The organism is Hansschlegelia quercus (genome assembly GCF_004310425.1).
In the GTDB taxonomy this organism is placed as follows: domain Bacteria; phylum Pseudomonadota; class Alphaproteobacteria; order Rhizobiales; family Methylopilaceae; genus Methylopila; species Methylopila quercus.
Map to the genome: position 1 here is coordinate 49,266 of NZ_SIUB01000007.1, position 22,645 is coordinate 71,910.

Consider the following 22,645-nt stretch of genomic DNA (forward strand, 5'->3'; position numbering starts at 1 on the left):
GCCGCCCGACGAAGGAAAAAGCGTTCAGGCGCTCGCGCGCCGCGCCAGCGCGTCGATCGTCTGCCGGGCGTCGCCGAGGTCGAGGGCTTCGATGCGGCGCCAGCGGGCTTGCGCAAAACCGAAGGCCCCGAAAGCCGCGAGGCCCGCCGCGACGACGGCGAGGAGCGCCCAGCCGACCGGCTGTTCGCGCAGCGCCTCAAGAGCGCCGCCGAGGCCCCTGGCTTCCGAAGAATCACTGTGCAGCGCGGCGATGAGCAGAAAACCGCCGATGATCAGGAAGGTGAGGCCGCGGGCGGCGTAGCCGATGCGCCCGAGCGTCAGCGCGAGGTGACGGCGCTCGGGCGGAACCGACAGCCGCTTCAGCATGTCGCCGCGCCAGACCTTCCAGAAGTGAAACAGGCCGGCGCCGACAATTCCCGCTCCCACGATCGCGACGAGCCAGCGGCCGAAAGGCTGCGTCAGCAGCCACGCCGTCCAATCCTGCGCCGCGTCATTGTCTCCGCCCCTGCGCCCGACGCCGAAAGCGAGACTGAAGGCGGTGACCGCCAGGCCGCCGTTCACGATTCCCGACAGCACATGGACCGCGCGTGTCCCGAGCCCCTTGGGCGAAGCGCCGTGCCGGTCGCCGTCAAAGGCCGCGTTGGTCAGCCGCCAGGCGGAGAACGCGACGAGGCCGAGCCCGATCGCGGCGAGCGGCAGGGCGCCGAGCGGATGTCCGAGCAGGCTCCGCAACGCGCTTCCGCCGCCGCCCACCCCGCCCCCGGAACCGACGGCCGCCAGCACCGCAAGGCCGCCGACCATGAGATAGACGGCGCCGCGAGCGGCGAGCCCGGCGCGGGCGAGATGTTCAAGGCCGATGGCGGACAGCTTCATGAAGCGATCATCGGGCGCTGCAGTCGGCATTCAAGCCGCCGCTTCGAGGCCAGTGCGCTCCGCTATTGCGCGCCGCAAAAAACCGCCCCATGTTTTGGATGTCGTCAACAACCGAAAGGAGGTGATCCAGTGTCTCTTTGCAGCCTTACGCGATCCGCGGATGCGGCCTGGATCCTTGCTTCCAGCGAGGTTCGCGCCTGAAAAGGCGACAGGTCCAACGTCCGTAAAGGACCGTGATCTGCAATGGGAGGGCCGTCCGCAAGGGCGGCCCTCCGTCATTCCAGGCGGCGACTTCGACGCCTCAGGCGAGAGACTTAGACGCCTCAGGCGGCCCGGCGACGGCGCGGCGCAGCTTCCGCGACGGCCGGAAACGTAATTTGCGGAAGCGCCTCGAAGGCGGGCTTGGCGAGCAGGTAGCCCTGCATCAGCTTCACGCCGAGCCCCTTCAGCATGAGGAATTCGGCTTCCGTCTCGATGCCCTCGGCGATCAGGCGGATCTTCAGGTCGCGCGCAAGCCGCACGCAATTCACGACGATCGATTGCCGCACCCGGTCGTGGTCGATCCCACGGATCAGCTCCATGTCGAGCTTGATGACGTCCGGCACGAACTCGGCCAGCAGGTTGAGCCCGGAATGCCCGGCGCCGAAATCGTCGATCGCGGTCGTGAAGCCTTGCCGCTTATACTCGTTGAGCACGTTGGTGAGATGCGGCCGATCTTCGATTTGCTCGCCTTCGGTCACCTCGAACATGATGCGCTCGATGGGAAAATCGTGGCGCCGGGCTGCGGCGAGCGTGGTGCCGAGGCAGAGCGCCGGCTGGTAGACCGCATTCGGCATGAAGTTGATGCTGACGCGCGACGTGATTCCAAGCTTGGCGGCGAGCTCGACGCCGCGCCGGCGACAGAGCTGGTCGAAGGCGAAGCGGTTATCCGGGGTGACCTGGGAGATGACGGAGCCCGCGCCCGACCCGTCCAGCCCGCGCACGAGCGCTTCATAAGCGAAGACGGAGCCGTCAGAGATGTCGACGATGGGCTGAAACGCCATCGTCAGCTCCATCACGAAGGGAACACGGCAGCCGGGGCATCCGGCGTCGGCCAATAGATTGAGAGATTCGTTCCCGAGCGTCATGGCATCCTCTGGGGGCGCGGGGGTAAACCCTAGTCTGGCGCCGCCAAGATTGCCGCCCGGTTAAGCGCGAGACGACGAAGAGAACCATGATCGCGGATTATCATTCGACCTATCAATTCTCGCTGACCGATCCCAAACACTTCTGGCTCGACGCCGCCGAGGCCATCGACTGGACGAAAAAGCCGGAGACGGCGTTCGACCCGGCGCTGGGCGTCTATGGCCGCTGGTTTTCCGACGGCGCGCTGAACGCTTGCGCCAATCTGCTTGACCGTCATGTCGCCGGCGGTCGGGGGGAGCAGGCGGCGCTGATCTACGACAGCCCCGTCACGGGCGTGAAGAGGACCTACAGCTACGAAGAGCTGCTCCGGGAGGTTGCGCGCTTCGCCGCGATCCTGAGCGATTTGGGGGTAGGGAGGGGCGACCGCGTCGTGATCTACATGCCGATGGTCCCGGAGGCCGTGATCGGCATGCTGGCGTCCGCCCGGTTGGGCGCGATCCATTCCGTGGTGTTCGGCGGCTTCGCGGCGAACGAACTCGCCAAGCGCATCGACGACGCCCGGCCGAAGGTGATCCTCACCGCCTCGTGCGGCATTGAGCCGACGCGCAAGGTCGCCTACAAGCCGCTGCTCGACCAGGCCATGGCGATGGCGAGCCACGCGCCGGACGCCGTCATTCTGCTGCAGCGGCCGGAGCTCGAAGCGGAGATGACGCCCGGCCGCGACCACGACTGGGCTTCGCTGGTCCTGGCCGCGGACGGACGCAGCGCGCCGTGCGCCGAGATGGAGGCGACCGATCCGCTCTACATCCTCTATACCTCCGGCACCACGGGCGCGCCCAAGGGCGTGGTGCGCGACACCGGCGGCTACCTCGTCGCGCTCGCCTGGACCATGGGCGCAGTCTACGGCGTGAAGCCGGGCGAGACCTTCTTCTGCGCTTCCGACATCGGCTGGGTCGTCGGCCATTCCTACATCGTCTATGCGCCGCTGCTGATCGGCGCGACCACCATCCTCTACGAGGGCAAGCCGGTCGCGACGCCGGACGCCGGCGCGCTCTGGAGGGTGATGGAGGAGCACAAGGCGGTCGCCCTGTTCACAGCGCCGACCGCGATCCGCGCGGTGAAGAAGGAGGATTCGAAGGGCGACAAGCTCGCCGGCCGCGACCTCTCGCATTTTCGCGCGCTCTATCTCGCCGGCGAGCGCGCCGACCCCGCGACGATCCAATGGGCGGCGGACCTGCTGAAGGTCCCGGTCATCGACAATTGCTGGCAGACCGAGACCGGCTGGCCGATCGTCGCGAACCCGGTGGGTCTCGGCGCGCTGCCGTTCAAGCCGGGTTCGCCGACAGTGCCGATGCCAGGCTACGACGTGCGCGTGCTGGACGATGCCGGCCATGAAACGCCAGTCGGAATGCTCGGTAACATCGTCATCCGGCTGCCGCTTCCGCCGGGCTGCCTGCCGACCCTTTGGAACGATGAGGCGCGGTTCCGGAAGAGCTACCTCGACGGTTTCCCAGGCTTCTACCAGACCTCCGACGCCGGCTTCATCGACGAGGACGGCTACGTCTTCTTCATGGCCCGCACCGACGACATCATCAACGTCGCCGGCCACCGCCTCTCGACCGGCGGCATGGAGGAGGCGATCGCCGCCCATCCGGACGTCGCTGAATGCGCGGTGGTCGGCGTCGCCGACGCGCTGAAAGGGCAGACCCCGGTCGGCTTTGTGGTGCTGAAGTCGGGCGTCTCGCGCGACGGCGCCGAGATTGGCCGCGAGATCGTGGCGTTGGTGCGCGACCGCATCGGCCCAGTCGCCGCCTTCCGCGAGACGCTGACCGTCGCGCGCCTGCCCAAGACCCGCTCCGGCAAGATCCTGCGCGGCACGATCCAGAAGATCGCCGACGGCGAGGACTGGACCATGCCCGCGACGATCGAGGATGCGGCCGTGCTCGACGAAATCGGCGAGGCGCTGAAGGGGCGGGGGACGACGTAGCCGTCACCCGGACGCGGGCCAAGACCGCGATCCGGGACCGTCGTCAGGATGAGCGACGTTCCGAGGACGATCCCGGCTCTGCGCTGACGCTTGGCCGGGATGACAATCTACGTCGCGCGCGCCTTAGCGCCGGTCGTCGTCCTCGTCGTCCGTGTCGTCGCGCTTGAGCTGCTTCAGCTTGGCGAAGACGCTGTCGACGTCGAGTTCGGCGTCTGAGGAATCGCCCGTGGTGACCTCGGTCGGCAGCAGCGTGTCCTCGACCTCTTCCTTGTGGAGAACGGCGTCGGGGTTCGCCTTGGCGGCCTTCGAGACTTCGAGGTCGAGATCGATCTGCGTGCAGAGGCCGAGCGTCACGGGGTCGGCGGGCGTCAGGTTCTGCGCGTTCCAGTGCGTGCGGTCGCGGATCGCGGCGATCGTGGTCTTCGTCGTGCCGACGAGACGCATGATCTGGCTATCCTTGAGCTCGGGATGGTTGCGGACCAGCCAGAGGATCGCATTCGGCCGGTCCTGGCGGCGCGACACAGGCGTATAGCGCGGGCCCTTGCGGGGCTTCACAGGCGGCAGGCGCACCTTCGAGACGGCAAGCTTGAGCTGGTAGTTCTCGTTGCTCTGGCCCTTCTCGATCTCCTCGCGGGTGATCTGTCCGGACGTGATCGGGTCGAGGCCGCGGATGCCCTGGTCGGCCTCGCCGTCGGCGATGGCTTTGACCTCGAGCTCATGCAGTTTGCAGAAATCGGCGACCTGCGCGAACGACAGCGAGGTGTTCTCGACGAGCCAGACCGCGGTCGCTTTCGGCATCAGCGGCGCGTTAGACATGGGATACGACTCCTCTCGCTCCGGCCGCCGTTTTCCGGCGGAGCCCTGGACCGAAATCTCGATGACGGGATGTCGAGAGCTATAACGCCGCATGCCGCCGGGCGCAAACCTCCCGCGCAACCCGTCCCGCATCAGGACGGGCGATGGGTCTTACGGGTCCTCGTCCCGCCGCGGCACGCTTGGAACGAGCCATGGAGGAACGGCGATGACGGCATTCGACGACGAACAGCCGCTCAAGCTTACGCGAGAGGTCGCGCACAAGGTCGGGCAGGATCTCTCCGCGCTGTCGGTTGACGAGTTGCGTGGGCGGGTCGAGGCGCTTCAGGCCGAGGTCGCGCGGTTGAACCGCGAGATCGAGGCCAAGTCGGCCCACCGAGGCGCCGCCGATCTGCTTTTCAAACGCTGAACGCGGTCGAAACGGAGCGATATGAGCGAGTGTTTACCAGTGATTAACCTTTCCGGTCTATGAATGATGACGTTCAGGTTTCTGGACTTGAGTGGTTCCTGTCCCACTCCGTTTGACGACTCCCTGTCATCGACCCTTGGCCGCCCTGTTCGGGCGGCCTTTTTTCGGTCGGCGTACGGTAACCTTGTTCGCAGGGACAGTGGGGACAAGTGAGCCGATGGTCCGGCATTTGCCGTATACCCCTCATTGATGCGACGCTATGGGACCGGTAACGGTGCGGGAACTCGCGTCGCGTTCCGGAGGTTGGCAAGACATGACGGACACCAACGTTAAGTCGGAAGTCGAGGCCGTGTCGTTCGGCGCCCGCCTCGTCGGCTCGGCAGGCTTCGGCTCGCTGTTCCGCGAAGGCATGGGCTTAGTCGAGGAGACCGCCGCCTATCTCGACGGCGACGGGCGCTCCGAATCGCGCGAGCTCGGCCGTCCCGAGTCGATCGCCTACGCGACCGAAAGCATGCGCCTCACCACCCGCCTTATGCAGATCGCCTCCTGGCTGCTCGTGCAGCGCGCGGTGAACGAAGGCGAGATGTCGGCGTCCGAAGCGCGCGACGAAAAGCAGAAGGTGAAGCTGACGCCGATCTCCTCCACGCTGTCGCATGACGTTTTCGGCCGGCTGCCGGAGCGCCTGCAGGAGCTCGTCGGGCGCACCGCGCGGCTTCAGGAGCGCGTTCAGGTTCTCGACGCGCAACTCGACGGCCGGGTTCCGGAGGAGGACCGTCCCGCCGGCAACCCGCTCGAGGGGCAGATGGCGCTGCTGCGGCAGGCCTTCGGAGGACGCTGACCGCGTCCTGACTGCGCTTCAGCCCTTCCGCCAACTCCGCGGCGATAGGTTCTTCAACGAGAAACCCCGGCCGCAAGGACCGGGGTTTCGTATGTCTGGCCTCAGGGGTATTCGCCCGCGGCAGGTTACTGCTTCGTGACGCCAAGGCCCGCAAAGCGCTTGTTGAAGCGCGACAGGCGGCCGCCGCGGTCGGTTAGCTGGGCCGAGCCGCCGGTCCATGCCGGATGGGTCTTGGGGTCGATGTCGAGCTGGAGGGTGTCGCCTTCCTTGCCCCAGGTGGAGCGGCTCTCGTAGGTGGTGCCGTCGGTCATGACGACCTTGATCAGGTGATAGTCGGGATGGATGTCGGCCTTCATCGGTCGTCTCTCGAACAGGCGCCGGCGGCGCGGAGAACGCGCGGGCGTTCAAAAACTGGGTGATGCTGGGCGCGCCGTATAACCCAAAGCATCCGCGCAGACAACCGCCGGGCCGTCGTCGCGACCGCTGAAGCCCCTCAGGCTTGCGCCGCCCCGTCGCGGCCCATAAACCACCCGCCATGCTGTCTGGAACGACACCAAAAAAGGTCGCCAATGGCGCGCCGGCGTAAACTCCCCGAGACGGACGCGGATGCGGCCGCACGACGTTCGCTGAAACCGCTGGCGGCGCTCCGGCCATACGCGCTCGCGTACAAGGGCAAGCTCGCCGGCGCCTTCGTGGCGCTGGTGGTCGCGGCGGGCGCGACGCTCGCGATACCGATCGCCGTTCGCCGCCTCGTCGATTTCGGCCTGCTCGCCGACCATACCGGCATGGTGAACTCCTATTTCGCGGCGGTGCTGGCCGTCGTCACCGTGCTCGCGCTCGCCAGCGCCTGCCGCTACTGGTTCGTCACCACCCTCGGCGAACGCGTCGTGGCGGACCTTCGTAAGGCGGTCTTCGCACATCTGACCACGCTGACGCCGGCCTTCTACGACGCCTCGCGGGCGGGCGAACTGATTTCGCGGCTCACCGCCGACACCACCCAGATCAAGTCCGCCTTCGGGGTGGCCGCCAGCCAAGCGCTGCGCAACCTGTTTATGTTCGTGGGCGCCGCGATCATGATGGCGGTGTCGAGTCCAAAACTGTTCTCGCTGGTGATCGTCGCGATCCCCGTCATCGTGCTGCCGCTGGTGGCTTTCGGCCGCTCGGTGCGCCGCCGCTCGCGAACGGCGCAGGATACGCTCGCCGGCGCCTCGGCGCTCGCCGGCGAGGCGCTGGGCGCGATGCGCGGCGTGCAGGCGTTCAACGGGGAGCGGGCGATCACGCGGCGCTTCTCCGCCCTCGTCGAAGGCTCATACGAGGCCGCGGCGCAGGCCATCAACGCGCGCGCGATCCTGACGGGCGTCGGCATCTTCCTGGTTTTCGCCAGCGTCGTGGCCGTGCTCTGGTGGGGCGCGAACGACGTGCTCGCCGGCCGGATGACCCCCGGCACGCTCGGCCAGTTCGTGCTCTATGCCGTGTTCGCGGCGGCCGCGATCGGCGAGCTCTCGAACGTTTGGGGTGAGATCAGCCAAGCTGCGGGCTCGGCGGAGCGGCTTCAGGAATTACTCGACACCAAGGCCGCCGTTCCCGAACCTGTCTCGCCGAAGAGTCTGCCGCGACCGGCATTGGGTGCGCTCGCCTTTGAGAACGTGTCGTTCTCCTACCACGCCGATCCCCTGTCCCGAACGCTCGACCGCATCACACTGTCCGTCGCCCCGGGCGAGACTGTCGCGATCGTCGGCCCGTCGGGCGGCGGCAAGAGCACGCTGTTCCACCTCGCGCTACGCTTCTACGACCCGCAAGCGGGCCGCGTGACGATCGACGGGGTAGATCTGCGCGAGACTTCCGTCGCAGAAGCCCGTTCGCGCGTCGCGCTCGTGCCCCAGGACCCCGTCGTATTCGCGGCCACGGTCAGGGACAACATCCGCCTTGGACGCGAGGATGCGAGCGACGCCGAGGTCGAGGCCGCGGCGCGGCTCGCCGGCGCCGACCGCTTCGTAGCGTCGCTTCCGCAAGGTTATGAGACGCCCGTCGGCGAGCGCGGCGTCACGCTTTCGGGCGGGCAGCGCCAGCGCGTAGCGCTCGCTCGCGCGCTGTTGCGTGACGCCTCCGTTCTGCTGCTCGACGAGGCGACTTCCGCGCTCGACGCCGAAAGCGAGACGCTGGTGCAGGAGGCGCTCGCCACCACGCGGCGGGGCCGCACGACGCTCGTCATCGCCCATCGCCTAGCAACCGTGCTCGCGGCCGACCGCATCGTGGTCGTCGACGCCGGCCGCATCGTGGAGGAGGGGACGCACGCTGAGCTGGTCGCGCGGCGCGGCCTCTACGCCCGCTTGGCCGAGCTTCAGTTCGGACCCGCCGGGGAGACGCCGAGGCGGCTTGGAGCGGTGCTGGGCTGAACGGCGTGGAGATCCTCGTCGTCGATCCTCCTTCTCAGTCCGATCGTGACGCCATCGTCCGGCCGCTCGTGGCCTTCAACGAAGCGACCGTCGGACCCTCGGGCTTTCGGCAGATCGCCATCCTTCTACGCGACGCCGGGGAGACGCAGGGCGGCCTGTGGGCGAAGGCGAGCTTCGGCTGGCTCTATGTCGAGCTGCTGGTGGTCCCGGAGGAGGCGCGGGGGCAGGGGCTGGGCGCCAAACTGATGGCGCGGGCCGAGGACGAAGCCCGCAAGCTCGGCTGTCGCGGCCTGTGGGTCGATTGCTTCACGCCGATGCGCGGCTTCTACGAAAAGCTCGGCTACGAGGCCTTCGGCGCGATCCCCGACCATCCGGAAGGGGTGGAGCGGGTGTTCTTGAGGAAGACGCTGTCCTAGCTGCCTCGGCCCGAGCCGATGCTTCGTCAGCTCAACGCTCGGTGAGCTTCAGCTCGATCCGGCGGTTGCGGCGGAAGGCGTCCTCGGTCTGGGCGGTGTCGAGCGGCTGGAATTCGCCGAAGCCTGCTGCGACGAGGCGGTTCGGCGGTATGCCCTTGGTGATCAGATACTGCACCACCGCAATGGCGCGGGCCGATGACAGCGCCCAGTTCGACGGGAAGGCGTTTCGCGTCGGGCGGATGTCAGTGTGGCCGTCGACGCGCATCACCCAATTGATGTCCGGCGGGATCTCCGCCGCGAGTTCGTTGAGGGCGGCGGCGATCTTGTCGAGCTCGGGCTTAGCGGCGTCGTTGAGTTCGCCTTGGCCGGCAGCGAACAGCACTTCGGACTGGAACACGAAGCGGTCGCCGACGACACGGACGTCCGGCCGATCGGCTAGGATCTCGCGCAAGCGGCCGAAGAAGTCGGAGCGATAGCGGGAAAGCTCTTGCACGCGCTGGGCAAGGGCCACGTTGAGACGGGATCCGAGGTCGGCGATCTTGGCTTGGCTCTCGCGGTCGCGGCTTTCGGAGGCATTCAGCGCGTCCTCAAGCGCGCCGATCTGGCGGCGCAGCGCAGCGATCTGCTGGTTGAGCAATTCTACCTGAGTCAGCGCCCGGCCGGTCGCCTCCTTCTCCTGGTCGAGCTGGGCGGTCAGCGCCTCCGCGCGGCCGCCTTCGGCGCGCGCCCGATCGGCGCCGCTCGCGGCGTCGCTGCGCAGCCGGTCGCGTTCGCGTTCGGCGGCGGTCAGGCTCGCCTGCAGGCCGGCGAGTTCGTCCTTCGACGAGCGCGAGCCCGCGCGCTCAAGGGCCAGAAGTTCCGTCAGCTGCGAGATCTGGGCGTTCAGCCGTTCGAGCGCGGTGTCCTTGCCGGTGACCTCGCGGCCGAGCAGGAACTGCGCGATCATGAAGACCGTGAGCAGGAAGATGATGACCAGCAGCAGCGTCGACAGCGCGTCGACGAAGCCCGGCCAATAGTCGACCGGGCGGTAGCGCCTGCGAGCGCTCAGCGCCATAGCGCGCGCTCCGCTCTCACGAGGTCCTCTCGCGGCTCTCCAGCACGCGTTCGAGCAGGGCCCTCATCTCAGCCTGCTGGCTCGCCTGCGCCTCGACCCAGTCCCGGATCATCTGCTGCTCGGAGCGCATGTGCTTCACGAGACCCTGGATGCCTTCCGCAAGATGGGAGGTGGCCTGGTTCGCGGTCTTTGTGCCGGAATCCGACATGACGGTCGCGAGCCGGTCCATCGCCGCCGCAAGCTGCGGCGTGGCCTCGCCGCGGAAGCTCCGCGACGGCGAGACCTCGTCGAGATCGGAGCTCGCGGCCGCGACCGCCGCCAACCAGTCCTCGAGCTCGTTGTGAAAGCGGTTCTGCGCCTGCCCGGCCTGAAGGTCGAGGAAGCCGAGGATCAGCGAGCCCGCGAGGCCGAACAGCGATGCGGAGAACGAGGTGCCCATGCCGGCCAGCGGCCCTGCAAGGCCCGACTTCAACTCCTCGAACAGAACGGAGGTGTCCTGGCTGCCGCCGCCTCCGAGCGAGGAGATAACGTTCGAGATTGACCCGACCGTCTCCAGCAGGCCCCAGAAGGTGCCGAGCAGGCCGAGAAAGACGAGCAGGCCGGTGAGATAGCGGCCGATCTCGCGCGCCTCGTCGAGGCGGGTGCCGATCGAATCAAGGATCGAGCTCATTAGCGCCGGCCCGATCGGCGCGACGCCGATGCGGTCGCCGAGCAGCGAGGCCATGGGCGCGAGGAGCTTCGGTTGTTCGCGCAGCGCGAGGCCGGGTTCCGACATGCGGAAGGCGTTGACCCAACGCACCTCGGGGAAGAGACGGATCACCTGCCGGAACGTCAGCAGCACGCCGATGACGAGAACGGCGAAGATCAGCCCGTTGAGGCCGGGATTGGAGACGAAGGCGCGCGCGATTTGTTGATTGAGGATCAGCGCCACGAAGCCGGCGAGCGCGAGAAAGATCAGCATCCGCAGCAGGAACACCCGCGGCGACGACATCTTGTAGGGATCGAGCTCGGAAAGTGACATTGCGCCGGCCGGTTCGAAAGCGTGTCTGACGGAAGATACACCACGCTTTCGAGGCCTGAGAAAGTGCCTCACTGCGACACCAAGGACCGATACTGAGCCGCTCGAGCTTCAGCTGCGCTGCTGGCCTTCGTTGGGCTTCGCGAAGACCCTGCGCGTGCGGTTTACGGCTCGGGCTGCGCCGCCACGCTCCTTCACACCCATCGGCTCGAAGAGCGGCTGGTGTCGAGGCGTCGTAACGGCCGGCGCCTCGGCGCCGACCAGCGCGGCCACGATGTCGGCTGCAACGGCGCGCGGCGTCGCCTCGGCGATCTCGACGAGGTCGAAGAAGCGCGGCACGGAGCGCGCGATCTCGGGCTGGCAGACGAGGATCGCACGAGCGATCGCTTCGCTCTGGAGGCCGGCCGCCCTGAGCAGCATGACGAAAGCTTCACCGCTCGGCTCGGTCGCAAGCCAGCCGGCGTCGGCGGGCCGAAGGCCGAGCGCTTCGGCCAGCGCATCGGCGACAGCTTTGCCGCTGCCGCTCGCAGCGGCGATCTCGACTGCGCTCGCGTCTACGAAATCGTGCGAGCGGGAGACGCCGGCGCGATGGCGAGCGCCGAGCGCCTCCCGGATCGCCGCACGGCGTTCCCGAACCGCGTGAAGATAAAGAGGGGCGAGCGCCGCGTAGTCGATGTCCTCGCGGCCCAGCAACGCGACCGCAAGCGTCGGCGACCGTAAGGAACGGGTGACGAGCGCGGGCAGCGTCGTCTCTCCAAGCGCCGCCGCAGGGTTTGCGACGAGCGTCTCAGCCACGATGTCTTCATCGTGGCTGGCGAGGATGCGGGAAAGATCGGCGTCGATGTCGGGCCGGGACGCGACCGCGACGACGGCCGCGGTGGAGCCATCGAGAGCGATGTTCATCGCGGTCTTGCGCGAGAGGCCGGGATAGCGCGCGATCACGGGCGCGCTGACCGAGATCATGTCGGAGAGCAGGCGCTCGATGATCGAAGGCGGCGTGCGCATGTCGCCGGCGAGCTTCGTCGCGACGATTTCACGGGTCTCGGCGTCGACGACGTCGAGCAATTGGAGAGTCAGCTCCTCGTAACGAACGATTTCCTCCGGCGCGTGGTGCGCTTTCTGGATGAACAGGTCGGTCAGTACGCGCAGCAGGATCGGCCGGACATCGACGCCTTCCTGACGGGATAGGCTCTCGAGCGTCTCGACCGGCAGCAGATCCTCACTCATCGCATGTCCGATGCTGGCGTGACGGGGCGACCGGAGACGCCATCGAGTTGCGCGACGGTAGGAAGATCATGGTTAGCGAAGCGTTAATTCAGAGCTTTCGGCCCGTGCGTCGTGTGGCTCAGCCGCAACGAAATGGCTTCCCAGGCGGCCAACCTGCAGTCGGTAACTCCTCGTTAACCAAGGGGACCCTTCAATCTGAACAGAAGGCCCGCTTGGGCGACGACGCCCAGGGCCATAGGCGAACCTGACCCTTCGAGGGGGAGGACGACATGGGCCTTGTGCTCGCATTCCAGACCGCGCCGCGTCCGGCGTCGCGTCAGCCGCAACGGCGGCCGGCCGCCGACCGTCCGCAAAGCGCCGACATCCTGTTCTTCACCGGCGTGCGCTATGAGCGCCCCGCCGGAGAAGGCTCATCGCGTGGCGCTGGCTTGGCGCCGGGTGGCGTTCCGAGCTCATCGTGAGCGAAGCCTCCGCGCGGGCGGCGTCTTCGCCGCCTAGCGGAGGTGAAGGTCGTGATGGCAGAGCGGCGGCCATTTTCGCGGTGGCGGTGCTTGCGCTTCTAACGGGCTGCATCCCCCAGACGGGCGATTTCGGCCGACCGAAGCCGAACGTGATCGACGACCTCGCGCTCCCCGTCGCCGGCGATGCGGCGGCGCGAGCGCGGAGCGAGCCGGTCTCGACCTACCGCATGACGGACGACGAGGTCGCGATGCGCGATCTCGCCTGGGGCGTGGTGATGCCGCCGCTCGACGAGCAACGGCGCGGTCGCGTGCTGGCCGAGCTCAAGCGCACCCGCATCCTGCCTGTCAACCGGTTGCGTCTCGACAAGGCGAACTACGTCCGCACCCTTATTTCGATCGACTACGCCTCCAGTCGGTCGCGCTACGAGCGGCTGATCGACGACGTGGTCGACGACACCCGGCGCGTCGAGCCGTTCTTCCGGGCGGCGGCCAAGGTCGCCGAAGGGGACCGCGTGCGGGGCAGGGCGCTCGATCTGATGCCGGATGTCAGGCCGGACGAGCGCGGCAAGGGCGAGCAGCGCATCGCGGAGAACGGTCTGTTCATCGCCTGGGTCCGCGACAGCTTCGAGGAGCGGCTGGCGGCCTACCGCTACGCGCTCGAACGACTGACGCTGGAGACGCCGGACCGGCTCGCGCTGGAGGCGGGGGCCGCGATCGACCAATTCGCCGCGGTGCTTGGCAGCCTTCGCCCGCTCGCCCCCCGCGGCGTCTTCAAAGGCTGAGGACGATCAGGGGCTGAGCGTCCGGCTCGCGGCGCGCGCGCAGCTCGCCGTCGCGGCGGCCTCCCGCAGGCCCGGCCGTGCGCTCTCCGCGGTTGCGAACAGGCGAACGAGCACGAAACCGGTCTTGGTCGGCGAGACGATGCGCAGCGCCGGCCGCCCCTCTGGCGCGTCCTCGACTTCGGCAGCTGCGACGTCCTCGGCGCTGAGCACGGTGACCTCGACCGCCCCACTCGCCGCCGCCTTATCGGTGAGCGCATAGAAGGGCTGGCCGTAACGGTCGTGGACGGAGAGCGCGCCATAGGTTCCGGGCAGCGCGGCCTTGATCGTGACCGCTCCGGCCGAGAGATCATAGCGGCAGGCGGCCGTGACGAAGGCCGGGTCGCGGAAGGGCAAGATGTCCGCGTCGGGCGCTTCATCCGGAAGCACGACGAAGCGCCCGTCGGCGGACAAGGAGCCCAGCCTGTCGTAGGCGCCCTCGCGCGCGAGCTGCGGTACGGCGAGCAAAGTCGAGACATGCGTCAGGCCGCCGAGCGCGAGAGCAAGCGCGAGGCCGTAGATAAGCTGCATCATCGGCAGAGCCCTCGTTTGATCGAGAGCAGAACGCCCGGAATCTCCCGTTGGAGAGCGGAGCCGAGCGCAGTGTCGTAGAACGTGAGGCGAAGCCGGAACGCGCCTGCGCCGTGAAGCTGCATCCAATTTCCCGGGGCCGGCTCGCGCGACAGGGTGAGCGCCAGAGGCGCTCCCACCGTGCGTGCGGCGTTTGCGCTGGTGAGCGCCGGCTCCTCGCCTGGCTTCGAGAGCCGCCGTCCCTGCGGATCGAACGCGGCGATTGTCCAGAGCCGCGCCGGGGGGAGGGCGCCTTCAAGCGCATAGTCGCAGGCGGCCTCGAGCGGGCGACCCTCATCGTCGGTCGCGGCCATGAAGGCGAGGCCATCGCCGATCGAAAGCGGCGCCTCGCCGCGTCGCGCGGCCCCGGCGCGCTCATAGGGATCGGCGGAGAGCGTGCCAACGTCCGGCTCGCTCCGCCACGGTCCGATGACGAGGCCCGTGGCCGGCAGGCCGTTCGCGACGGTCCACCACGTCGCGCCAAGGCCGATCGACGCCGCAAGCGCGAATACCGCGAGGACCCAGAGAACCAGACGCATCAGCGCGCCGCGACCGATCCGCTGGAGGCGTTGAGCGACGCCCGGCCGGGGGCTGCCGCGGCGGCGACGTCGGAGACGATCGCGCCGAGCACGCGCGCGCCGCCATCGGTGAGGTTGCGCGACTGAAACACGCCGGTTCCCCCGTCATCCGTCGGCGCCGCGGCTGCCGCGACGTCGCCCCCGCCAGGACGCGGCAGGCCAGGAATCGGCCGCGGCGCAAGGCCCTGATGCGCGAAGGTCATGATCTCCTTCCACGTCATGGCTGGCAGCGAGCCGCCGGTCATTTCGCGTGTCGTCGTGAAGTCGTCATTGCCGAACCAGACGCCGCCGACGAACGACCCCGTGAAGCCGACGAACCAGGCGTCGCGATAGGATTGCGACGTGCCGGTCTTGCCGCAGACCTGATAGCCGTCGAGCCGCGCGCGCCCGCCGGTGCCTTGCTCGGTAACCGCCAGCATGATCTTCGCCATGTCGGCCACGACATAGGGGCCGAGAACCTGCTCCGGCGGCTTCACGTTGCGGTCGTGGCGCCAGATGACGTCGCCCTTCGAATCCGCCACCTCGATCGCAGCGTAAGGCGTCGCCTTGCGGCCGGCGTTGGCGATTGTGGCGTAGGCTGAGGTGTGGTCGAGCACCGAAACCTCCTCGACGCCAAGCGCGAAGGCGCGGCCGGGGACGAGCTTGCTGCGGATGCCCATCCTGTGCGCGAGATCGATGATCGGGCGCTGGCCTATGCTTGCCGCCAGACGCACAGGCACCGTATTGATCGACTTCGCGTAAGCCGTCGTCAGCTGAACCTTGCCGGCGAAGCGTCTTCCATAGTTGCGCGGGCACCAGTTTCCCACGCAGAACGGCCCGTCGACGATCACGCTGTCCGGCGTATACTTCCCGCTCGCAAACGATGCGGCGTAGACATAGGTCTTGAACGACGAGCCTGGCTGCCGCAGCGCGTCCACCGCGCGGTTGAACTGGCTCTGCCCGTAATCCCTACCGCCAACCATCGCGCGCACCGCGCCGCCCGGCTCCATGATCACCGCCGCCGCCTGGTCGACGTCGTACTGGTCGCCGTACTGCCGCAGCATCTGCTCGATCGCGCCCTCGGCGTGGCGCTGCAACGCGGGATCGATCGCGGTCCGCACCACCAGCACGCGCTGGCCGCCGAACGCGCCTTCGGCCGCGCGGCCGCGCACCTCCCCATAGGCCCAGTCGAGGTAGTAGTCCGGGCTCGAGATCTGGGCGACCGGCGTCGGCGTCGCCGGGTTGAAGCGCGCCGCCTGCACCTGGCCTTCGGTCATGAAGCCGGAGTCGACGAGGTTGGTCAGCACCTGGTCCGCCCGGGCGCGCGCCGCCGCGAGGTTGTTGTGCGGCGCGTATTTGCTGGGCGCCTTGAACAGGCCCGCCAGCATCGCGCTTTCGGCCAGCGTCACGTCGCGCGCCGATTTCGCGAAGTAGAAATGCGCAGCCGCGTCCACCCCGAACGCGCCGCCGCCCATATAGGCGCGGTCGAGGTAAAGCTTCAGGATCTCGTCCTTGGTCAGGTGGTGCTCCAGCCACAGAGCGAGGAACGCCTCCCGGATCTTGCGCTCGATCGAGCGCTCGTTTGTGAGAAAGATGTTCTTCGCGAGCTGCTGGGTGATCGACGAGCCGCCCTGCCGCACGCCGTTCGCCTTGGCGTTGGTGACGATGGCGCGCAGCGTGCCGGCGACGTCGATGCCGAAGTGCTGGTAGAAGCGCCGGTCCTCGGTCGCGAGCGCGGCCTTGATCAGGTGGTCGGGATAATCCTTCAGCGGGATGCCGTCGTTCTGCATCACGCCGCGCTTGCCGATCTCGACGCCGTGGCGGTCGAGGAAGGTCACGGAGAGGTCGGCGCGCGTCAGCCAGTCCGGCCCGGTCTCGCGGAAGGCGGGCACGGCCAGCGCCAGCACCAGCACCGAGCCCGCGACGCCGAGCGTCAGCGTCTCGCCGAAAAGCTCCGCTGCGACCCGCCGCCAGCCGCGCGCGCGAAACCCGTCAAACGCCGCGCAGACGGAGTCCCACTTTCGCGAAGCCGTCGGCCCCAAGCGCCAGAAGGAATGATCGAGCCAGCTGTCGAACGCCAGCAGCGCGTGCTTCAGGCTGAAGGGCTTCCGCTCGCGTTTGGGCGCAGCCTGCGGCGCGGCGAGCGGCGGCGCCCCGCGTTCTCTCGCGAGCCGCGCCTCGCGCCGCTTCGCCTTGGCCTGTTCCGCGGCCGTCAGCGCGCGGTCGGCGAGCGCGTAGGCGCGCGGTCCGGCGGTCGCGGAGACGCGCGCGACAAAGGCCTCGACGCCAAGGATGGCGGCCCGGGCCTTCGGTAGAAACGCTTGGCGCCAGCCCCCCAAAACAAAACTCCGCGCGTACCCGCCAAGGGCCCCTCAAGGTGAGCACATGACCCCTTCCACGGCCCCCATGCAAGGGTCCGGCGGAGGGACTTGTGGGAAGGTTAAGGGCGCGGCGGCGCGCCGCATGATGCGAAGGCGGCGCATGCCTCGTCATGCCTCGAAAGGGGATCCGCGACTTGATCGAAGAACGTGGGCGCCGGACGGAAAAAGTCATGGAGGCCCAAAGACGGGCATGACGACGGAGGGTGATGGCGCGGGGCGGCGCTTCCGAACACGGCCATGCCCGCCGCGGGCGCCGGGCACGCGCCAAATCCCTTGCGTCAACCGCCATTTCGGGCGACGCGAAAGCCGATGGACGGCGAGGCCCCAAAACCCTTCTGGAAGACCAAGACGCTCAGCGAGATGTCGCCGAGCGAATGGGAGAGCCTGTGCGACGGCTGCGGCCGCTGCTGCCTGCTCAAGCTGCAGGACGAGGAGACCGAGCGCGTCTACTACACCGACGTCTCCTGCCGCCTGCTCGATTGCGGCTCCTGCCGCTGCAAGGACTACGAGAACCGCAAGGCCCACGTGCCGGACTGCGTCCGCCTGACGCCGCAGGAGGTCCAGGACCTCGGCTGGCTCCCGCTCACCTGCGGCTACCGCCTCGTCCGCGACAGAAAAGACCTCGCCTGGTGGCACCCGCTGGTCTCAGGCAGCCCCGACACGGTCCACGAGGCGGGCGTCTCGGTGCGCGGACGGGTGTTCGGCGACGAGACGGAAGTGCCGCTGGAGGAGATCGAAGACCGGATCGTAAGCTGGCCGGGGCGGTGGGTGAAGCGGGGGTAGGCTCTAATTGCAAAAGGGTTGAGTCGGACCTTCGGACTTCGATTGAACAGAAGACCTACCTAGTTGCCGTCTACAAGAATCGGTGGTGATCTCTACTGGATCATAGAATTATGTAATGTACGTCTTGGCAGCGAAGGGGGGGCACAATGAGCGAAAACAAAAACGACAAGGACGCAGACGTTAAGCAGAATCCTAAAGTGAAGAAAGTTATAAAGGGTAACCTTCCGTATACACCAGCTCCAGGTGTCTTTAAGAAGACGCTGGAGGGTATAATAACGGCAGGTGAGCCGGAGCGTTTCACGAATAATTTCATGGATACTGTTCTCGGGGTGTCTGGCGGATCGTCGCGTTACGTGCCTCCCCTACTGAAAAAGATGGGTTTTCTAACGTCAGATGGTGTTCCGACCCAACTGTATACGTCGTTTCGAACGGAGGGCGCTCGGTCTTCTGCAGCGTTCTCCGGTTTAAAGAATGCGTTCGGAGAACTTTTTCAACGAAACGAATATATATTCAAGGCAAGTGAGAATGACGTGAAGGACCAAATTGTCGCGGTCACGGGATTAACGAAGGGCGACCAATATGTAAACTACATCTGGTCGACATTCAAAGTTGTAAGAGATTTTAACGCAGGTAATAATTCAAGCGAGTTCCGGGACGAGGCAGGCGCAACAGCGAAAGAATCTTTAGAACAACAAGATTACTCCGCACGAATATCTCATGGAAGCCTAGGCTTAATAAATAATATAAATATAGTTCTTCCTGAATCAACGAATATAAACGTGTACAATCTTATTTTCCAGAGTCTTCGCGCAAACTTGCTTGGGTGAAAAATGGGCGATGTCGAGCTTTTTTTGCTTAAGGCAGCAGCAACTAACGCTCAGATAAGACAGGCAATGCAGGATCCTGCGATTGCCTCATCGAGAAGCGACATCGAGCTTGCAACAGACAAGCTCGTGACGGGTCATCTAGAGCAAGTTGACGCTTCCATACGGAGAAACGCGTCAAGAATGGCGGAGTTCTACCAGATATTCTATATTCTGGAGAATGATATAAGGAACCTCGTTTCGGAAACTCTAGAAGAGGGGGGTGGGGAGGCTTGGTGGGGCACCTGCGTTCCGCAGTTTGTACAAGACAGCGTGAAGAAGAATATCGACAGAGAGGCCGATGAGGGGCTAATTGCCCGATCAGACCGAGAAATAGATTATACGAATTTTGGCGAACTTGGCGAAATAATCAAAATGAACTGGAATGCGTTCGCCGGGATATTTGCTAATACGAGCGTAAATGGAGTTCAGCGCGTTATCAAGAAGTTAAACCTAGCGCGAGGTCCTATCGCTCACTGCGGGCTTCTTACGGAAGATGAGGTTGTCCGACTAAAGCTCACAGTTCGCGACTGGTATAATCTGATGGCCTGAACGAGTTAGATTAGGAAACCACATGGTGGCATCTGAAGCTCTGAAAGATCTGAAATCTGTATGGGGTGATTCATGCCACTCGATGTGGGTAGAGTTGCTTTGTGTTTCGATTTCGGAAGCTACAATTTTTTCATCTTATCCTGTGATTGATAAGAAAAGAGCTCTAAGCGATTTCTTTTATGCCCCGGCTCTTTCTTCTCGGCTCAAAAATTTTACCAAAGATGAGTTCTTGGGTCGGACTCATCTGTATCGTACATCGATAATTACAAACCGCGTCGTCATAATATCGGCAAGTTTCGAATTGTATTTCAGCAGGTTTTTGGATCTCTATATAGAGAACCGTAGCAAATATTTTGATCAAAAATCTAGAGTGAGGACGCAGCGCGGAGATAAGCTTTATGGCGACGTCTCTAAGGTGCGCGGTCTAGTAAGCCGCGTAAATCAGTTCTCGGATTTAACCGGATCCGGCATTAAAACTATCAACGACAGCTTAGGTTCATTGGATGAGATATATACTCTTCGCAACGTACTCGCGCACCGTGCCGGGATTATAGATGATGCGGCTGCGAAAAAACTCAAAAAGCTGTCGTTTAAGATCGGTGATAAAATAGTTCTCACTCCTGATGAGCTGATAAGTCTTGTGGCGCCGGTCATAGTGGTGGCAGAGTTCTTAGACCGAAAAATCGTTAGCGAATACGATAATTCGATAGGGCGGCATCCGCACAAGCAACGGGCCCCTGCACAGGCGGTCTATTTACGGCCAAAAGGAAAAAAGTCCTAGACATTCGCCCTCATTTCCCGCATCATCCCCGGTCCCTGTAACCGGAGGCGACGATGCCCGCTCTCATCTCCCATACCGACGACGAGATCGCCCGGGCCAGAACCCTTTATGAGGAGACGAACCTCAGCCCGAAGGACATCGCCAAAATCCTCGGGATCGGGGACAACACCTTCTTCCGGCGCGTGAAGGCGTGGGGCTGGCGACGGCGGCGGCTTCGGGTGGCGGAGGTGGACGCCGCGGCGCTCGAAGCTGCCGGCGCCCGGGACGAGGCGCTTCGGACGCTGGGGCGCGAGGTGATCGACCACAGGCTGGCGGCGGAGGACCGGGCGGAGGACGCCATTTTGGGCCAGATCGCGGCGCTGGAGGCCATGCGGGAGCGGGTCGCGGTCGCGGCCTACAGCACGATCGACAGCGAGCGCGGCGCGCGCACGCTCTATCGGCTGGCGCAGGCGCTCACCGAAATCGCGCGCGCCCGCAACGAGAAGGCGAAGCTCGCGCTCGCGAGCAGGAATGACGACCGACCCGGCGCAGAGCCGGAGGACCTCGACGCCATGAGGAACATGCTCGCCGACCGGCTGGAGCGGCTGCGCGCGCAGTTTGAGGGGGACGCCGCTTATGAGGATGCGGCGCCGCGGGCTTCCGGGGAGGGGTGAGCGAGGCGTTCGGTCAAGGATGCATGCCTGTCGGGGCGCCCGGCGCAAACGCGCGTAAGGATCGACGGGCCGCAGACGGACTGCGGCCCGTCACGAGCACAAACGTCGCCGCTTGGGGACGCGGGAATGCGACGTCGATCGGCTCGATTCAGTAGCGGTAGGTGACGCCGAGGCCGAGCAGGCCGGACGTCCTGGCGCCGTCCTTCACGATCGGGCTGTCGGCGGCCTCGCCGACGTAATGGGTGACGGAGGCGCGGGCCAGGACGCCCCATTGCTCGTCGATCTGGTAGCCGAGCGTCAGCCCCGCGCCGACGTCGGAGAGGCCGGAACCCGCCCGGTATCGCCTGAGGCCCGAGCGCGCGGCGCCGCTTTCCGTCACGCCGAAATAAGTGTCGTTGAACTTGCGGTTTCCATAGGTGACGCCGGCGTCGAGATCGGCGTAGAGCGGGCCCCAGCGGAGGGCGGCGTAGGAGACCTCGCCCTTGACGGAGAGGCCGTCATTCTCGCCGGCGACGCCCTGCAGCGCGGTGAGCTTCAGGCCGAGATCGCCCTGGCCATGCTCGCCGCCGCCCTTGAAGGCATAGCCGACGAAGCCGCCGACATCGAGCGAGCCGTCGAGCTTGGGCAGATGCTGGACGGGACCTTTGACGTCGTCGTCGCGGTCGCCGCGATATTTGACCACCGGGCCGAAGCTCCAGGGGTTGTCGCCGGAGAGGTCGAGCCGCGCCTCGGGGCCGCGGATCTGCAGCTGCAGGTCCCGCCAGTCGATGTTGGCGACGCCGAAGGGCGCGGCCTTGTAGTGCTTCGAGCCGGCATATTCCGGCACGATCGCGCCGCCGAGCGCGACGAAGACCGAGACCACCCGCTCGTTGGCGTCGGCGGGCGCATCCGCCGCGAGCGCTTGCGTCGTCGACGCCGAGGCCGCGATGGCGGCGAGCATGAAGTTCCTGAGCGAAGCCACGCGATCCCCTTGAGCGCTGCACGACATGGGGGCAAGGAATGCCGCGCCGCGGCGAGGGACGCGACCGCGCCTTCGCAATTGCGCCAGAATCTTCGGGATTTGTACGTGTCGCGGCTCGGGGGGCGCGTTCGCGATGCGTGAATTCGCAGATTTTCAGCTGGACGCATGGCTGCGCGAGCGGTCCGCGGAGATCTGCCTCGCGCTCGGCCTCGGGCTGATCTTCGCGTTCTTCGGCCCGTACCGCACCTACGAACAGGCGTTTCTCGCAAGGCTCGGCTTCTGGGCCGGGCTGCTGGCCTGCTGGTACGTGCTCGCGAGCCTGATCGAGGCGGCGCTCGACAAGCGGGCGTTCTACCGCCGCGCCGGGCCATGGCTCCAGAGGGCCATGCTGATCGCGCTCACCTCCGCGCCGATGGTCCTGATCGCGGGGCCCGCCGCGCACGCCCTGACGGGCTGGGAGGCCAGCGTGTCGGAGGTGGTGGAGCTTTATTGGCGCACCGCGCTGGTGGGCTGCGTGGTGACGCTCATCACCAAGGGCGCGCTGACGCCGGCCACGGGCCGCGCGCCCGCCTTCGCGCCGGCGGCTGAGGACGCGGCTTTGGCCCTCGAGTCGCCGGCCGAGCGCTTTGAGGCCGTTCAGCCTGAGCCGCCGCAGGCGAGCCGGCTGATCGCGCGTCTTCCCCTGGAGCTTCGCGGACGCCTGATCTGCCTGCAGATGGAGGATCACTATGTCCGCGTTCACACCGACCGCGGATCGGCGCTTCTGCTGATGCGCCTGAGCGACGCGATGTCGGAAGCGGAGCCGATTTCCGGCATGCAGATCCATCGCTCGTGGTGGGTCGCGAACGACGCCATCAAGTCTTTCGACCGGGTGGGGCGAACGGGCCAGCTCTCCTTGAGCAACGGCGTGACGGCGCCGGTCTCGCAGCGGCATCTCGCGGCAGTGACTGAGGCGGCGCCTTAACGTCGGCCTATCCCTTGGGCGCAGGCCTGCCTCTCCGCGCCATCATTGGCGTTCGCGGCCGTTTCGGGGTATGGAGCGGCGTTCCTTGAGCCGAGTAACGCTTTTCGCGGGCGCAGCCTTTGCCCCGCCGGCTCTTCCTCGCGCC

General features: G+C 66.2%; 23 protein-coding genes. 12 read left to right on the top strand and 11 right to left on the bottom strand.

The genetic code is table 11. From position 1 onward, the window contains the following. Positions 1 to 24: 24 nt before the first annotated feature. Together EYR15_RS13635 and EYR15_RS13640 are read right to left on the bottom strand one after the other, a co-directional pair. Positions 25 to 903 carry a DUF1206 domain-containing protein gene (locus EYR15_RS13635; RefSeq protein ID WP_245498324.1) on the bottom strand — a complete coding sequence of 293 codons (879 nt, stop codon included), beginning with the start codon at positions 901 to 903 and terminating at the stop codon, positions 25 to 27. Between the two features lie 293 nt (positions 904 to 1,196). Beyond that, complete coding sequence (locus EYR15_RS13640; RefSeq protein WP_131004114.1) at positions 1,197 to 1,916, bottom strand: EAL domain-containing protein; 720 nt, start codon at positions 1,914 to 1,916, stop codon at positions 1,197 to 1,199. A 170-nt stretch (positions 1,917 to 2,086) separates the two neighbouring features. On the opposite strand from EYR15_RS13640, the gene EYR15_RS13645 reads away from it, so the two are divergent. After that, complete coding sequence (locus EYR15_RS13645) at positions 2,087 to 3,985, top strand: propionyl-CoA synthetase (protein ID WP_131004115.1); 1,899 nt, start codon at positions 2,087 to 2,089, stop codon at positions 3,983 to 3,985. A 123-nt stretch (positions 3,986 to 4,108) separates the two neighbouring features. Here the strand turns inward: EYR15_RS13645 and EYR15_RS13650 are convergent, their stop codons facing one another. Then, positions 4,109 to 4,801: a DUF1013 domain-containing protein gene (locus EYR15_RS13650; protein WP_131004116.1), complete on the bottom strand. Its 693-nt coding sequence runs from the start codon at positions 4,799 to 4,801 to the stop codon at positions 4,109 to 4,111. 205 nt (positions 4,802 to 5,006) lie between these two features. Between EYR15_RS13650 and EYR15_RS13655 the strand changes: the two genes are divergently transcribed. Both EYR15_RS13655 and rcdA read left to right on the top strand, forming a co-directional pair. Beyond that, complete coding sequence (locus EYR15_RS13655) at positions 5,007 to 5,207, top strand: DUF1192 domain-containing protein (protein ID WP_131004117.1); 201 nt, start codon at positions 5,007 to 5,009, stop codon at positions 5,205 to 5,207. A gap of 313 nt (positions 5,208 to 5,520) precedes the next feature. After that, positions 5,521 to 6,045: a protease adaptor protein RcdA gene (gene rcdA, locus EYR15_RS13660; protein ID WP_131004118.1), complete on the top strand. Its 525-nt coding sequence runs from the start codon at positions 5,521 to 5,523 to the stop codon at positions 6,043 to 6,045. A 125-nt stretch (positions 6,046 to 6,170) separates the two neighbouring features. Here rcdA and rpmE read toward each other — a convergent pair whose 3' ends face one another. Further along, positions 6,171 to 6,401, bottom strand: a complete 231-nt coding sequence (gene rpmE / locus EYR15_RS13665; protein ID WP_131004119.1) for a 50S ribosomal protein L31 — start codon at positions 6,399 to 6,401, stop codon at positions 6,171 to 6,173. A 213-nt stretch (positions 6,402 to 6,614) separates the two neighbouring features. Between rpmE and EYR15_RS13670 the strand changes: the two genes are divergently transcribed. Then, the gene (locus tag EYR15_RS13670; RefSeq protein ID WP_131004120.1) at positions 6,615 to 8,441 is read left to right on the top strand and encodes an ABC transporter transmembrane domain-containing protein; all 1,827 of its coding nucleotides are present in this window, start codon (positions 6,615 to 6,617) and stop codon (positions 8,439 to 8,441) included. Positions 8,442 to 8,446: 5 nt separating this feature from the next. Next, positions 8,447 to 8,857: a GNAT family N-acetyltransferase gene (locus EYR15_RS13675; RefSeq protein WP_131004121.1), complete on the top strand. Its 411-nt coding sequence runs from the start codon at positions 8,447 to 8,449 to the stop codon at positions 8,855 to 8,857. A 31-nt stretch (positions 8,858 to 8,888) separates the two neighbouring features. Here EYR15_RS13675 and EYR15_RS13680 read toward each other — a convergent pair whose 3' ends face one another. The 3 genes from EYR15_RS13680 to EYR15_RS13690 form a co-directional block, all read right to left on the bottom strand. Continuing rightward, the gene (locus EYR15_RS13680) at positions 8,889 to 9,911 is read right to left on the bottom strand and encodes a peptidoglycan -binding protein (protein WP_131004122.1); all 1,023 of its coding nucleotides are present in this window, start codon (positions 9,909 to 9,911) and stop codon (positions 8,889 to 8,891) included. A gap of 16 nt (positions 9,912 to 9,927) precedes the next feature. Beyond that, a complete protein-coding gene (locus EYR15_RS13685) occupies positions 9,928 to 10,932 on the bottom strand; it encodes a flagellar motor protein MotA (RefSeq protein ID WP_205741654.1) in 1,005 nt (334 codons plus the stop codon). 108 nt (positions 10,933 to 11,040) lie between these two features. Further along, positions 11,041 to 12,156: a DUF2336 domain-containing protein gene (locus EYR15_RS13690; protein WP_131004123.1), complete on the bottom strand. Its 1,116-nt coding sequence runs from the start codon at positions 12,154 to 12,156 to the stop codon at positions 11,041 to 11,043. A 457-nt stretch (positions 12,157 to 12,613) separates the two neighbouring features. Between EYR15_RS13690 and EYR15_RS13695 the strand changes: the two genes are divergently transcribed. After that, positions 12,614 to 13,399, top strand: coding sequence for a hypothetical protein (locus EYR15_RS13695; protein ID WP_131004124.1), 786 nt, complete (start codon positions 12,614 to 12,616; stop codon positions 13,397 to 13,399). 6 nt (positions 13,400 to 13,405) lie between these two features. Here EYR15_RS13695 and EYR15_RS13700 read toward each other — a convergent pair whose 3' ends face one another. The 3 genes from EYR15_RS13700 to EYR15_RS13710 are packed head-to-tail and all read right to left on the bottom strand — an operon-like array spanning position 13,406 to position 16,658. Next, positions 13,406 to 13,969, bottom strand: coding sequence for a DUF1254 domain-containing protein (locus EYR15_RS13700; RefSeq protein WP_131004125.1), 564 nt, complete (start codon positions 13,967 to 13,969; stop codon positions 13,406 to 13,408). Further along, positions 13,966 to 14,544, bottom strand: coding sequence for a DUF1214 domain-containing protein (locus tag EYR15_RS13705; protein WP_131004126.1), 579 nt, complete (start codon positions 14,542 to 14,544; stop codon positions 13,966 to 13,968). Before EYR15_RS13705 ends, EYR15_RS13700 begins: the two co-directional genes overlap by 4 nt. After that, a complete protein-coding gene (locus EYR15_RS13710) occupies positions 14,544 to 16,658 on the bottom strand; it encodes a transglycosylase domain-containing protein (protein ID WP_131004242.1) in 2,115 nt (704 codons plus the stop codon). The genes EYR15_RS13705 and EYR15_RS13710 overlap by 1 nt, the downstream gene beginning before the upstream one ends. A 594-nt stretch (positions 16,659 to 17,252) precedes the next feature. Here EYR15_RS13710 and EYR15_RS13715 point away from each other — a divergent pair. From EYR15_RS13715 to EYR15_RS13735, 5 genes are all read left to right on the top strand, one after another. Then, a complete protein-coding gene (locus tag EYR15_RS13715; protein WP_131004127.1) occupies positions 17,253 to 17,726 on the top strand; it encodes a YcgN family cysteine cluster protein in 474 nt (157 codons plus the stop codon). A gap of 146 nt (positions 17,727 to 17,872) precedes the next feature. Then, a complete protein-coding gene (locus tag EYR15_RS13720) occupies positions 17,873 to 18,553 on the top strand; it encodes a DUF5343 domain-containing protein (RefSeq protein ID WP_131004128.1) in 681 nt (226 codons plus the stop codon). A gap of 3 nt (positions 18,554 to 18,556) precedes the next feature. After that, the gene (locus tag EYR15_RS13725) at positions 18,557 to 19,141 is read left to right on the top strand and encodes a Swt1 family HEPN domain-containing protein (RefSeq protein ID WP_131004129.1); all 585 of its coding nucleotides are present in this window, start codon (positions 18,557 to 18,559) and stop codon (positions 19,139 to 19,141) included. A 22-nt stretch (positions 19,142 to 19,163) separates the two neighbouring features. Further along, complete coding sequence (locus EYR15_RS13730; RefSeq protein WP_131004130.1) at positions 19,164 to 19,922, top strand: hypothetical protein; 759 nt, start codon at positions 19,164 to 19,166, stop codon at positions 19,920 to 19,922. Positions 19,923 to 19,975: 53 nt separating this feature from the next. Continuing rightward, positions 19,976 to 20,575, top strand: coding sequence for a hypothetical protein (locus tag EYR15_RS13735; protein ID WP_131004131.1), 600 nt, complete (start codon positions 19,976 to 19,978; stop codon positions 20,573 to 20,575). Between the two features lie 148 nt (positions 20,576 to 20,723). Here EYR15_RS13735 and EYR15_RS13740 read toward each other — a convergent pair whose 3' ends face one another. Beyond that, positions 20,724 to 21,536 (bottom strand): MipA/OmpV family protein, encoded by an 813-nt coding sequence (locus EYR15_RS13740; protein ID WP_165455503.1) that lies wholly within the window; start codon positions 21,534 to 21,536, stop codon positions 20,724 to 20,726. 133 nt (positions 21,537 to 21,669) lie between these two features. On the opposite strand from EYR15_RS13740, the gene EYR15_RS13745 reads away from it, so the two are divergent. Beyond that, positions 21,670 to 22,500 carry a LytTR family DNA-binding domain-containing protein gene (locus EYR15_RS13745; protein WP_165455504.1) on the top strand — a complete coding sequence of 277 codons (831 nt, stop codon included), beginning with the start codon at positions 21,670 to 21,672 and terminating at the stop codon, positions 22,498 to 22,500. Positions 22,501 to 22,645: the final 145 nt, after the last annotated feature.